Consider the following 13,308-nt stretch of genomic DNA (forward strand, 5'->3'; position numbering starts at 1 on the left):
CTAGTAGCCCACGGAGACCGGGACCTTCTCAAGTCCCGCTGCGGCGTCCTGAATTGCCACGACGGAAACGTCTGACCGTCCTTGCTTTCCAAGCACCAGCGCGCCGAACACCGGGTCGCCTGAAGCGGACACCACGTAGCCCACCACAGCCGAACCACCGGACTTGTCCGGTAGCCCGATCACCGATGTGGTCCCGCCGGACATGTCCACGTCAACGGCCTTGCCGACTTTTCCATCAGCGGTCACCGGAGCGTAACTGACCGTGCCGCGCCCCTCGGGAACACCGAAGCTCAAAGACCTCTGGCCGTCCCGAGGTACGGCCACCAAGTGCTGGCTGCCAAGACGGGCCGACGACGGCGACCACGCAAAGTCGGTTGGCTCCTCGGCCTTGGAACCCCGGGTGACCCTCGCCGATGCCAGGAACGAGACATCCGAGCTGGCTCTGACGGTGTAGCTACCGGCCGGAACGCCCTCAAGGTTGAGGGTAGTAACTGTCCCGCCCTTGACCGTCACCACTCCCCCATTGGGAATCTTTCGTTCACCGTTGGCACCATAAAGGCTTACTTGCACAACGGCGTCAGTGGATCCTGGTACTGCGATCCGGAGTGCCGGTACGGCGTCAGCGAAACCTGACTTACCGGCCAGCGCCTTGACGGCCGCCGGGTCCTGGATATCGACGCCGGACATCACCTGCACGTTGGACGGCGCCGCACCCGGCGAGAGGTACTCCACACCACCTGGGGCGATTCCGCGCAACACGCTCTGCTGGATAGTGGAGGCAACAGGACCGCCCGTGCTGCGCACGTGCACGGCGAGCTGCGATTCGCCGGGCGCGAGTCCAGCCAGGTTCACCGAGCGGGTGCTGCCAGGAGCCACCAGGAGACCACGGGCCCCGGGAGCTTGGATCTGTCCCTCGGATCCATAGAGGTCAAGGCTCACTGTGGCCGGGGTCTCGGAGGCATTGCTCACGTTCAGGACGGCAGTACGGCCCACGGCAGTGTTGGCCCCCAGGAGCCAAGCGTCGTTGCCCGGCGGCTGGCATTGGGTGGATGCAAGGCCTCGGAGATCGCCGTCCGTCGCTGAATAGCTAAGGTTGGCAGCCAAGGACGCCTGTTCGTTTCCAAGAGCCTCGGCTCCCACAACGGTGGGAGACGCCACGGGGCTGATGTTCGCCACTCCGGCAGCGAGTACGGGCGGACCAACCGTGGGCGTGGGCGTGCTGGTAGGAGCCTTGGCGATCTCCTCCACCGTCTCACCACCCAGCGATGTCACATTGCTCTCGGGCACCGTACCGGCGGGGTTGCTCAGCACCACAGCGTTCAGGGCACTGGTGGCGGTGGTGGAGACCGGGCTGAAGTCAGCATCCGTGCCCACAACGGTTCCGCTCACAAGCCTCGCGGGTTCCGGACAAACACCCAAGGAACGGCCCGCGGGAACGTCGGCCTGGCGGATTTCCATGGTGGTCCCCCCGGAAGGTTCCGGGACCATCGACGTCGCGGCCACGGCGCCTCCGCCAGCCGCAAGGATGACCACTGCCGACAGGACGCCAGTGATCATTCCCTTATTGGAGCTGCGGGACTTCGTGTTTCGGGAACTGGAGCCGCGGGAGCCCGAACTCCGGGAATCCTTGTCCGGCCTGCTTGTTTCTCCGTTGTTCCCCGCACGGGACTTCGGGGCTTCCGAGGTTCCAGTGCTTTCGCCGGACGCGTTCTTTTGGTCCTCAGACACTGCTGTACTCCTTACGGAGGGAGACTTCATCCCTCGACATGCCGGTTCGGCTGCGGCGAGCGGGCATTGGAACGGCCAACAGGACCGTCAATCCAATCACCACAGCCTGCAGGATTCCGATCCACAAAGCCCAAGGGTTGGTGTAGCGGATGTCAAGGTCGCCGCCGCTGGCAGGCAATTCGAACGCCTGGGACCATCCGGATGTGGTGGCTTTCAGTTGGCGGCCATCCAACCAAGCGCTCCAGCCCGGATCGGACCGTTCGGCCAGGACAATCTTTCGGCCCTCAATGCCCGATTCAACAGTGGCATCCACATCCACTTCTTCGGATGGCAGCGTACTCAGCAGAGCGCCTTGGGGGTCCACTATCCGTACCCGGTGCGCAGTGTCCGCGGCAGTAGCCGCGGGCTGGTTCCGGGGCGTCACCCGCCACAACCACCCGGCGTCGGTCTGGCCAACAGCCACGAGTCCGGGGACGGCGTCGATCCTGCTGGCTGTCAACTGGGCGGCGTTGTCTGCTGCCTTGAGGACCACGAATCCGGCCCCAAGTTGTTCAAGGTCGGCGCGGGGATCCACGCCGGTTCCCGCCACGATGGTGGCCACGGCCCTGCGGAGGGATGTGGTGGCAGCGTCATCGGCCGCGATTTCCTCGCGTCCCGGTGCACCAATGATGGTTCGTGCAGAGGCAATGGTGGACAAACTGTCCAACGTGGTTCCTGCTCCCCGCATCAGGGAAGAGGAGAAGGCGCCCTGCTCACCGCTGGTGATGACCAACGTTCGGGTTCGCTCGGGTCCCTGGCCACGGTCGACGGCGGTGGCGGGCAATGTGCCCGTATCCACCGGCCAAATTTGTCGGCTTACGCCAAGGGACGACGTCTGTTCGGCAGTATCCGGTGCCGCAATGGGTACGGAAGTCGGCGTAGGCTGCAGGACATTCTGAGCAGTCCAGGCGGCCATGCCGGTAAGAGGGCCGGCAACCAGAAGCGCCATGGTCGTGGCAGAGGCTATGCGCCGCAGCGGGAGGTGGTGCCGGGAAGCCTTGGGCGTTTTTCGCGGTGCCGTGAAGAGCCTCTCAGCACCGAGAACGGCAGCACCAAGAAGCAACATTCCCGCCGCCGATACGGCTGGGCCGGTGAACGGCCCCACAATCACGTTGTTATTGACCCCGGTGGCTACGTGGCCTACCAGCCAAGCGCTCAAGAGTGTAGCCAAAGCGACCAGCCAGAACACCCGGGCCAGCGCAGCGCGTTTACCGGGCACGAACAAGGCAGCCACAGCCAGGATCAGGACTGGTGCGATGACCAGCAGAGCCAGCAACAGGGCCCAGGGCACAGCACCAGGACCAAAGGCCGTCAAACCGGTTAAACCGCCGTCGATGTCGAAGGCAAGCGGCTGGCCAAGTAGCTGCTGCCACAGCGGAGCAGCCTCGAACGTCAGCGGCAATCCAGGGTCGGCGAGCAGCGAGCGAGGCCTGTCCAACACGGATACGGCGTAGGGAAGGAACAAAGCGAGAGTCGGCAGGAGTGACCACCACAGCGTTTTGCCCCGATGCCCGAGGACCACTGCGGCAAGAATCACCACAACGGCAATGGGCCCCAACAACGACGGGGCAGAGGCCGTGACAACGGCCATGGCAAGGCCTGCAGCGGCTGCAGCAGTCCATGAGGGTGTTCCGTTGATGCCGGGCTTACCGGCTATCGGGGCCGGGCGGCGGCTGAGTTGGGTCCCCGCCAAAGCGGACCCTTGGGCGACCGCCGATCCCGAGGCACGCAAGAGCGCGAGGAGCAACAGCGGCATCATGACGTGCGCCACCAAAGCGCCGACACGGCCCTCGTTGATCGCGACCAGTAGTGCGGGAGCACCGGACCACGCAAGGGCCGCCGCAACCCGGAAGCGACGCTTGGTAGTCAGAGCACCCGCCGCGAACCATGCGCCCAATGCGGACAACGGCATGGCAAGGATCAGCAGCCACACCATGGCTGCGTTGCCGTCCCCGCTTCCAAAGAGGGAGAGCAGCCACAGCACATAGCCGAACGGATCGCCGTGTCCGGGCAGGCCTGCACCCAATGAGATCCACCAGGTGGACGCATTCGCCCAGATGTCGCCTGGCGAATCCGAAAGAGGGAGGAGCCCTCCACCGGCAACGGTGCCTGAGCGGAGCAGCCCAAGCAGTCCCACGAGTGCTGCGGCAAGGGCAATCAGTGCAGCTGCGACGGCACCTGTGCCCACCCAGCCGCGTTCGTTGGTGGCCAGTGCGGAGAAGTCGTCAGCCGCATCGCCGCTGGGTTCAGGGGCCAGAAGGTCAGAGACAGCGGGAGTTTCTTCGGCGGGGCGGATTGCTTCCAATAAAGAGCGCCTGTTGGCACGCACGTCCCGCGTGGGTGTCTGAAGCCCCCGGACCACGGACCTGTGTACCCGACGTGTCCTGGCCGCAACGCGGCGGCCCTTGGCTATGGCCACCGGACGGACAAGGGCGGAGATGGTTGCGGTGAACTGGGAGAAGCCATAACCCGGTTCCTTAACCAGGATGCTCAGCATCAGTCGGATGATGGCACCGAACAAGGCGCCCACGGCTTGGAACGGCACTTTCCACCAGGGCGCATGCTTGAGCCGCAGATGGATCTGGGCTTTACGTGCCGCGGAGGATGTGCCCAGGCCGTGCGGGCGGTGCTCCACGTGGAACATGCGGGCACTGGGCACTACGACGACGCGATTGCCCGCAAGCCAGTTACGCCAGCAGAAATCCACGTCATCGCCACTCCCGGGCAGGGCCGGGTCAAAGCCTTCCAGCAGTTCCCAGACGTCGCGGCGGATCAACATACCTGCGGAGTTCACCGCGAAAGTGTCAGTGCGGGCGTCGTATTGCCCTTGGTCCACTTCGTCGGCGTCAATCAGGGTGAGGCGTTCAGCCCAGCGGCTGGTTGAAAGTCCCACATCGACCAGGTGCCTCTTGTTGTCCCAGCCGAGCTGCTTACAGCCCGCTACGGTAACCGAGGGGGCGCGTTCAACCGCATGGAGCAACTCCGCCAACGCATCCGGCGCAGGCGCGGCGTCGTCATGCAACAGCCAGATCCATTGCACGGAATCACCCTGCGTGGCACCGTCGCCCGGAGCGAGCTCGTGAAGGCCAGCGCGCACAGCCGCGCCAAAACCGGACCTAGCATGCTGGTACGAGGTGACGCTGTTCTGGCCGAGGGCCCCGCGGAGCAAGTCCAGCGAGTTATCGGTGGAACCTGTATCAATGCCAATGGCGGCATCTGCCGAACGCGTCTGGTCCGACAATGCCGCCAATGTCCTGGGCAGATAGTTGCCGCCGTCGTGGGAAACCACGACGGCGGTAACATGCACTTCCTTGAGAATTAGACCGCTCGCTTCCTTAGCCGACGACGCTCCCGCTCGGAGAGTCCGCCCCAAATACCGAACCGCTCATCGTTTGCCAGAGCGTACTCCAAGCACTGCGAGCGGACGTTGCACGCGCCGCAGACCTTCTTGGCGTCCCTCGTTGACCCACCCTTTTCGGGGAAGAAAGCTTCAGGATCGGTCTGTGCACAGAGCGCGTCCGTCTGCCAGCCAAGTTCGCCCTCGTCATCGAAGTCCCCTTGGGGCAAGCCGATCCACACGGGCTGCCCCGGCGTTTCAACCGGACGGCGCAGCTCCATGGGAGGGTCGTCCATATCGTCATCCGGCCCAGCGGGCAGGTCCCCCACCAACGCCTCATGAGCGGCCAGGAGGGCAGTTGCCTGATCCTCCAAGGACTGCTGCACGTTCTGGTTGTATCGGTCTGCCGCTTCCGGGTCCGCCGGGTCCACGTACCAATCCCCCGGCACTTCCCTCGAACGGTATTTCACCGACGCATGTTCTGCGACGACTGCATCTTCCTGGATACGCAACGCTTGCCCCATGGCGTCCCTCCTGATTTTGCAGCTGCTGCTTGGATGTGTTTCCGATTCCCGGTGGCGTTTCGGGAACCTTGTGCAGCGGCGTTGATTACTAATTACACGCGTGTAACTACCCACCAGTCAAGCCGCGCCGGGATAATAATCAAGAATCTGTAGAAACGTGGGATGCGCCACGCCCAACATTTAAGGCCGTGCCGCCGGTGTGTTGCGGCTTAAATGGAAGCGTTTGATCGGTTCAGGTGAACTTTCACTGAATTTCCGCGGAAAACCGTGCCCGCCCCTCAAGATGACCATCGTCTGGAGAAACTGCAGTGTGTCGCAATTCACATTGGAGGCCCCATGCCCACGGACGTCGCGGAAGCCTCGTGGCAAGATTGACGCATGAGCATCCCGGCAGCGAACCTGATGACCGCCCTGCGATCCGGTCATTCAACGTCACCACGACTCACCTGGTATGGCCCCGACTCCGAACGGGTGGAACTTTCAGGGCGTGTGCTGGATAACTGGGTAGCCAAGACCAGCAACCTGTTGCAGGACGAGTTGGATGCCGAACCCGGAATGTCCATCAGGCTGGACCTCCCCGCGCATTGGAAATCCTTCGTCTGGGCGCTGGCGGCGTGGCAACTGGGAATGGAAGTGGTCTTCGACGACACCTCAGCGGATCTGCTGGCGACCGACAAGCCCGACGACGGCGCCGGGTCCGGGTTCGAAGCTGTGGTCGCCGTGCCGCTCGCTGCACTTGCCATGCGCTGGCCGGGTGATCTGCCGTCCGGCGTCGTGGATTATGCGGCGGAAGTCCGTTCCCACGGCGATGTCTTCATGGCGCACAACGAACCAGCGGCAACCCTGCCGGCCGTACGCGGAACATCAGGACTTCCCCACGAGGACCTCATCGAAGGCTTTGCCACCGCCCAGGAACCAGGTGTCCGACTATTGGTACGCGCGGCGGACGGTCTGGAGTTATGCCTGGCAGCGTCTCTGGGGGCATGGAAAGAGGACGGCTCCGTTGTACTGGTACACCCCGACCTCGAGGTGACCGAGCACCTTTTGGAGAACGAGCGCGTCAGCCGTTCTTGACCGACGGGAATTCGCCGGTTGCCGGGTTGGCGCCGGACTCGGAAGTGGTCTTGGGTTTGTGGTGCAGTTCAATGATCTCGTGGTCATGCGAGAACTCGGGTTCGGCATCCAGTTCTTCGTTGAACACCCAGAAGCGGTAGGCGAAGAAACGGAAGATGGTGCCCAGGATGAGGCCCACCACGCTGCCGGCGATGAAGAGCGAAGGCTTGTCGTTGAGGTCCAGGATGTACTTCGCGAACCACACACATCCGGACGCAATCAGGAGCCCTACGAGGTTCATGATGGCAAACAGCACAGCTTCACGGACCACATTGGCCTGTTTACGGTGCCTGAACGTCCAGAAACGGTTCGCAACCCACGAGAAAATACTCGCAACAATGGTTGCAATGGCCTTGGCCCACACTTCGCTGCCGTGCATCGGACCCGAGAAGAGCCAGATGAAGACCGCCGAGTCGATGACGAAAGCAACACCGCCGACGGCGCCGAACTTTGCTACCTCACGCCAAAAAAGTGAGGCAAGTCCGCGGATGCGATCTGCAAGTGTGGTGATCATGACCCTCCATGGCCGTTGAAAAAGTGGGCCGATGGGCCTCACCCATTTTAGCGCCGATTTCCATGCGCTGCCTTTGAGGGGGCTGTGAGAACGCCGATACTGGCCCCTCACACCGCAGAAAACCATCCCAAAGCACGGCAGAATCAGTGATCCTCCCGGTGGTTCGGTAGGCTGAACCTTGTGACTTTTCCAGTAATTGGCGTTGTTGGCGGCGGCCAGCTCGCACGAATGATGGCTCCGCCCGCTACCGCCTTGGGCTTCGAACTCCGTGTTTTGGCCGAGGGTGAGGACGTTTCCGCCGTGGCCGCTGTGGCCACGGCGCCTATTGGCGACTACAAGGACCTGGACGCTCTTCTTGAGTTCTCCAAGGGCCTGGACGTGCTCACGTTTGATCACGAACACGTCCCCACGGAACACCTGCAAGCCCTCTTGGACGCAGGCGTCAACGTCCAGCCCGGCCCTGACGCGTTGGTTAATGCCCAGGACAAGCTGGTGATGCGGGCTGCAATCGATCGCTTGGGCCTGCCGAACCCCGAATGGTCAGCAGTCAACAGTGTTGAAGACCTGGTGTCCTTTGGCGACAGGATCGGCTGGCCCGTGGTCCTGAAGACCCCCCGCGGTGGCTATGACGGCAAGGGAGTCAGAATCGTTGACTCCGCGGACGATGCCGCGGAAACTGCCGACTGGTTCCAGGCCATGAGCCCCCTGCTGGCAGAAGCCAAGGTTGATTTCAGCCGCGAACTCTCGGCCCTTGTTGCCCGCAGCCCCAGTGGCGAGTCCCGGGCTTGGCCGGTTGTCCACACCATCCAGGTGGATGGTGTTTGCGACGAAGTGATCGCACCCGCCCAGAACATTTCCGTCGAAGTGGCTGCCGCCGCTGAGGAGGCCGCCCTCCGCATTGCCAACGAACTCGGAGTCACCGGGGTCATGGCCGCAGAACTGTTCGAAACTCCAGGGGTCGGAGCAGGCTTCCTCATCAACGAACTCGCCATGCGTCCGCACAACACCGGCCACTGGACGCAGGACGGTTCCATCACCAGCCAATTTGAGCAGCACCTGCGGGCCGTATTGGACCTTCCGTTGGGCGCAACGGATGCCCTGGCACCAGTGGTGGTCATGAAGAACTTCCTGGGCGGCGACAACCAGGACCTCTTTAAGGCCTTCCCCATGGCGTTGGCCTTCGAGCCTGCGGCAAAAGTGCATTCCTACGGCAAGTCTGTCCGCCCGGGACGCAAGATCGGCCATGTAAACCTCGTTGGCAGCTCGGTTTCCGACGTCGACTCCGTCCGCCAACGCGCCACCGCCGTGGCCAACATCATCCGTGACGGCCGCAAGCCGGAGCAGACCACCCTTGAGGAGACCGCATGACTTCGGAAACAACAGCCCCGCTGGTCGGGCTCGTGATGGGCTCGGACTCCGATTGGCCGGTCATGGAGGCCGCTGCGGATGCCCTTGCCGAGTTCGGCATCCCCTTTGAGGCGGATGTGGTGTCAGCCCACCGCATGCCTACCGAGATGATTCGCTACGGCCAAACTGCCCACGAACGCGGCCTGCGCGTCATTATTGCAGGGGCCGGCGGGGCAGCCCACCTTCCCGGCATGCTGGCTTCGGTCACGCCCCTTCCCGTCATCGGCGTCCCTGTCCCCCTGAAAACCTTGGACGGCATGGACTCCTTGCTGTCCATCGTCCAGATGCCTGCCGGCGTTCCCGTGGCCACCGTGTCCATCGCCGGTGCACGGAATGCTGGTCTCCTCGCCGTTCGCATGTTGGCATCAGGGACTGACGAACTTGCATCGAAGCTGCGCGGGGATCTCCTCACCTTCGCCCAGGAGCTGAACGATGTTGCCACCAAGAAGGGCGAAAAGCTGCGCCACAAAGTAGAAGAGGTCTTTTCCCCCGCCAACGCTTCCGCCCGGAGCTCCCGCTAGGAAGGCAGCGGTTGATGACCATGCACAAGACCCCGAGTCAGCCCGGTTCCGCCCTGACTGATCCCGTCCGCTATCCGTCCGGCGCCAGCGCTCCGGTGCGGACCAAACGCGCCTTCGTGCTGGTCCTCCTCACTCTCCTTGTTCCCGGCAGCGCCCAAATTGTTGCCGGGGACCGCAAATTGGGGCGCATCGCTTTGCGCATCACCATCACGGTGTGGGCCCTTGCCGTTCTCACCTTGTTCATTGCCCTGGTGAACAGGACGATGCTGCTCAGCGTCGTCACGCATCCAGTGGGCTCGTTGTTCATTATCGTGATCCTCGTGGCGTTGGCTTTGGGGTGGGCCTTCCTGTTTCTCAATACCCTGCGGATCATCAGGCCCGCGCTCCTGGCACCGGGAATGCGCCCCATCATCGCCGTAGTCCTGGCCGTAACCACCGTCCTCGCCAGCGGATCGCTGGGCTATCTTGCCTACGTCCTGAACGTGAGCCGCAATGCGATCGGCAGCATTTTCAATGCAGGCCCCGCCATCGATCCGGTGGACGGACGGTACAACTTCCTCATGATGGGTGGCGACGCCGGGGACGATAGGACCGGCCGCCGCCCGGACAGCCTCTCCGTCATCAGCGTCGACGCGAAAACCGGCGAGAGTGCCATCATCTCTGTCCCCCGGAACCTTCAGAATGCCCAATTCAGCGAGGGCTCGCCGATGCGCGGGATCTACCCCGATGGCTACAACTGCGGTGACGAATGCCTCATCAACGCCGTCAACACCGAGGTCACCAACAACCACCAGGATCTCTATCCTGGTGTCGCAGATCCCGGAGCCCAAGCCACGCTCGAAGCCGTATCCGGCACTTTGGGCATTACCGTCCAGGCGTATGTCCTGGTGGACATGGACGGTTTCGCCAAACTCATCGACGCCATGGGCGGCATACGTATCAAAGCCGGTGGCTGGGTGCCCATCAGTGGTCCCGTCACTGACGAGGCCAACGGAATTCACGGCATGCCTGACGGCTGGATCCCTGCCGGCGACCAACACTTGAATGGCTTCCAGGCCCTTTGGTACGGACGGTCCCGCGAATTCGTGGATGACTACGCCCGCATCGCGCGCCAGCAGTGCGTACAGCAAGCCATGCTCAAGCAGTTGGACCCTGCCACCCTCCTCACCAAGTTCGAGGACATTGCCAACGCCGGCACCAAAGTGGTCGACTCCAACATTTCTTCGAACCAGCTGGGCAGCTTTGTGGACCTCGCCTTGAAGTCCAAGAACCAGCCCGTCAAGCGCCTCACCATCGGCCCCCCGGACTTTGACGCGTCCTTCTCCACTGTGCCTGACTTTGACCTGATCCATTCCAAGGTCCAGGAAGTGCTGGCTTCGTCCAACACCCCCAAGGCAAGCGACGCCGTCGTTTCCTACAATGGAGCCGGTGCGGGAGCCGTCATGGCCGCTGGTCCGGTCGCCGGTTCCGTTCCAGCAGGCCAGCTGCCGTCGCCGTCGGCCGATTTCACGCCGGTGACCACCACGCCTGACGGGACCCCGATCACCATTGAGTTGCTGAACGGCCTCAAGGCCCAAGGCGACGAGCAAGGCATCCGTGACCTGGTGGCAACCAATGGACAGTGCGCACCGCTGTAAGCCGCCTTCCGCCCCCACGTTCAGCGCAACGATAAGGACTTTCTTTCGTGTACCAGATTGAAAATGTTTTGCGACCCTATGCGTGGGGTTCGACGACGGCGATCGCCGGCTTGCTTGGTCGGCCGGCATCAGGTGGTCCCGAAGCCGAAATGTGGATCGGAGCCCACCCGGACTCCCCCTCCACAGCCGTCCACCCCAACGGAGTCACCCAGCCCTTGGACGCGTTGATCGCCTCGGATCCCCTGCGAAGCCTGGGCTCGGAAAGCCTCGCCGAGTTCGGCCCACGGCTGCCGTTCCTCACCAAGCTCCTGGCCGCAGAGCAACCGCTGTCCTTGCAGGTGCACCCCAGCCTCGACCAGGCCCGGGAAGGATTCGCACGGGAGAATGCGGCCGGCATTCCCGCCGATGCAGCAGGCCGCAACTACCGGGACGACAACCACAAACCGGAGATGATCTTCGCCCTCACACCGTTCCAAGCACTGTGTGGTTTCCGTTCACCCGCGGAATCCAAGGACATCTTTGGACACCTGGCCCACGTCCTTGATTCCGCGGCAGTGGACGTTCCGGATGTCATCAACGGCGTCATCGCAGATCTCGGCCAGCCCGATGAGCCTGCAGCGCTGAAAGCAGCCTTCAGTCGACTCATCCAGGGTGGCTCCGGCGTCTCCGACGCCATCAACGAGGTTGTCGCCGTCCTGTCCGCCGGCGCACCGCTGGAGCCGCACCGCCAGGCGTTGACTGCCATGGTGGACATCAACGAAGCCTTCCCCGGAGATCCCGGCGTCCTCATTTCCCTTCTTCTCAACCATCTGTCCTTGCAGCCCGGTGACGTGGTGTACCTGCCGGCCGGCAACGTCCACGCTTACCTCCACGGGTTGGGCGTGGAGGTCATGGCGTCCTCGGACAATGTCCTCCGTGGCGGACTCACGCCCAAGCACGTGGATGTCCCGGAGTTGCTGAAGACCGTGCGCTTCGAAGCACTCGGGGTGCCCCGCATCGAGGCAAGCGGGACCGAGTTCGGGCAGGAACTGTACCGGCCGCCCTTCAAGGAATTCCAGCTGCAGCGCATTGAGCTCGGCCCGGGCGCCGAGCCGGTGCCCCTGGCACAAACCGGGCCCGCCGTCGTCGTGGTGGTGTCCGGTTCGGTGTTGCTCGACTCCCCCAAGAGCGATCTCAAGTTGCAGCGCGGCGCTGCCGCGTTCATCCCCGACATCGAGGCCCCCGTGAACGTCCACCCCGTGCAGGGAGCGACGGACACCAGTGTTGCCTTTGCGGTGACCACGGGGCTGGGGAACTGATTCATGGAGTTTTTCCTGCAAACGCCCGCCTGGGCGGCTGTCCAGCGTTCCCTCGGACGCCGTGTCCATGAGCAGTCCGGGCCGGGCTGGAGTTTCCTCGCCATCGAGGAGAAGAACCCGGCCGGCAAGGTCATTTACGCCCCCTACGGCCCTGTGGCGGAGTCCGTGGAAGCTTTCGACGCCGCCACTGGTGCCTTGGTGGCCCTGGCAAAGGCGGAGGGTGCTGCGTTCGTGCGGATGGAGCCCGCTGCCGCTGGATTTGCAGCGTCCGACGCCGATGCTCTCCTTCGCGCCCGCGGAATGACGCCGGCCCCGGTCAACCAACAGCCTGAGCTCAGCTGGATCGTGGATCTTGAGGGCGACTTCAAAGACGTCCTGGCTGGTATGAAACCAACCAACAGGAACCTCTACAGGAACATCCACAAGAAGGGTGTGACCTTCCGCGCTTCCCAGGATCCCGCCGATATCTCGGTGCTCCTGCACTTCCTCCACCTGACAGCTGCCCGAAATGGCTTCAAGCCCCAAAGCGACGAGTACCTCACGCAAGTAGCCGCTTCCCTGCTGCCCAATGGTGCGGGAACGTTGTTCATAGCGGAGCTTGAGGGCGAGCCGATCGCCGCTGCCTTTGCCTATGACTCTGCTGATACCCGTGTGTACGCCCACGCTGCCTTGGACGATACCCACCGTAAGCTCAGCGCGGGCATCCCCCTCCTGGTGACTTTGATGGCCGACGCCAGGGAGAAGGGCCTCAAACACGTCGACCTTTGGGGTGTGGCACCGGAGGACCAACCGGACCACAAATGGGCGGGCTTCACGGCGTTCAAAAAGTCATTCGGAGGCCGTGAAGTCTCCTACCCTGGCACGTGGGACCTCCCAGTCAACAAGCTCCGTTACGGCGCCTACCAGTTGGCCAGGAAGCTCCGCGACAAACTCCGCTAAGCCAAGGCCCGGAGTCAGCACAGGGAATCTGTTCCTCCACCACCTACATTGAGGGCACCTGCATCACGACACGCCCAGACACTCGGCGTGTCCTCAGGTTTCCCTACCCAAAGTAGGTGGTGACGGCACACCCGGAGCACTGCCCCACCCTTTATCAGCACGCAGCCGGAAGCCGCGGCACCATCGCATCCGGACAGCGAAAAGCGCCCTATCGCGTCAGCGGCATCAAATCGACGAGGTACGAGGAGATA

Annotated in this window: 10 protein-coding genes; 6 read left to right on the top strand and 4 right to left on the bottom strand. The window is 63.1% G+C overall.

Annotated features, from left to right (window positions below):
• The 3 genes from A477_RS0108945 to A477_RS22980 are packed head-to-tail and all read right to left on the bottom strand — an operon-like array spanning position 1 to position 5,628.
• Positions 1 to 1,728 carry a DUF5719 family protein gene (locus A477_RS0108945; RefSeq protein ID WP_017198667.1) on the bottom strand — a complete coding sequence of 576 codons (1,728 nt, stop codon included), beginning with the start codon at positions 1,726 to 1,728 and terminating at the stop codon, positions 1 to 3.
• Positions 1,721 to 5,074: a glycosyltransferase family 2 protein gene (locus tag A477_RS0108950; RefSeq protein WP_017198668.1), complete on the bottom strand. Its 3,354-nt coding sequence runs from the start codon at positions 5,072 to 5,074 to the stop codon at positions 1,721 to 1,723. The genes A477_RS0108945 and A477_RS0108950 overlap by 8 nt, the downstream gene beginning before the upstream one ends.
• An 11-nt stretch (positions 5,075 to 5,085) precedes the next feature.
• Positions 5,086 to 5,628 (bottom strand): WhiB family transcriptional regulator, encoded by a 543-nt coding sequence (locus tag A477_RS22980; RefSeq protein ID WP_017198669.1) that lies wholly within the window; start codon positions 5,626 to 5,628, stop codon positions 5,086 to 5,088.
• Positions 5,629 to 6,006: 378 nt separating this feature from the next.
• On the opposite strand from A477_RS22980, the gene A477_RS0108960 reads away from it, so the two are divergent.
• The gene (locus A477_RS0108960) at positions 6,007 to 6,702 is read left to right on the top strand and encodes a TIGR03089 family protein (protein ID WP_017198670.1); all 696 of its coding nucleotides are present in this window, start codon (positions 6,007 to 6,009) and stop codon (positions 6,700 to 6,702) included.
• Here A477_RS0108960 and A477_RS0108965 read toward each other — a convergent pair.
• On the bottom strand, positions 6,689 to 7,255 hold the full coding sequence (locus tag A477_RS0108965) for a GtrA family protein (RefSeq protein WP_017198671.1): 567 nt from the start codon (positions 7,253 to 7,255) through the stop codon (positions 6,689 to 6,691). The genes A477_RS0108960 and A477_RS0108965 overlap by 14 nt on opposite strands.
• A gap of 180 nt (positions 7,256 to 7,435) precedes the next feature.
• On the opposite strand from A477_RS0108965, the gene A477_RS0108970 reads away from it, so the two are divergent.
• The 5 genes from A477_RS0108970 to A477_RS0108990 are packed head-to-tail and all read left to right on the top strand — an operon-like array spanning position 7,436 to position 13,057.
• Positions 7,436 to 8,623 (top strand): 5-(carboxyamino)imidazole ribonucleotide synthase, encoded by a 1,188-nt coding sequence (locus A477_RS0108970; protein WP_017198672.1) that lies wholly within the window; start codon positions 7,436 to 7,438, stop codon positions 8,621 to 8,623.
• A complete protein-coding gene (purE, locus tag A477_RS0108975) occupies positions 8,620 to 9,183 on the top strand; it encodes a 5-(carboxyamino)imidazole ribonucleotide mutase (RefSeq protein WP_017198673.1) in 564 nt (187 codons plus the stop codon). The genes A477_RS0108970 and purE overlap by 4 nt, the downstream gene beginning before the upstream one ends.
• Before the next feature lie 14 nt (positions 9,184 to 9,197).
• Positions 9,198 to 10,820 (top strand): LCP family protein, encoded by a 1,623-nt coding sequence (locus A477_RS0108980; protein ID WP_017198674.1) that lies wholly within the window; start codon positions 9,198 to 9,200, stop codon positions 10,818 to 10,820.
• Between the two features lie 47 nt (positions 10,821 to 10,867).
• Positions 10,868 to 12,118: a mannose-6-phosphate isomerase, class I gene (manA, locus tag A477_RS0108985; RefSeq protein WP_017198675.1), complete on the top strand. Its 1,251-nt coding sequence runs from the start codon at positions 10,868 to 10,870 to the stop codon at positions 12,116 to 12,118.
• A 3-nt stretch (positions 12,119 to 12,121) separates the two neighbouring features.
• Positions 12,122 to 13,057, top strand: a complete 936-nt coding sequence (locus A477_RS0108990; protein WP_017198676.1) for a lipid II:glycine glycyltransferase FemX — start codon at positions 12,122 to 12,124, stop codon at positions 13,055 to 13,057.
• The last annotated feature ends 251 nt before the right edge of the window (positions 13,058 to 13,308 follow it).

Origin of the sequence: Arthrobacter sp. M2012083, from assembly GCF_000281065.1 — a bacterium.
Lineage (GTDB): Bacteria > Actinomycetota > Actinomycetes > Actinomycetales > Micrococcaceae > Arthrobacter.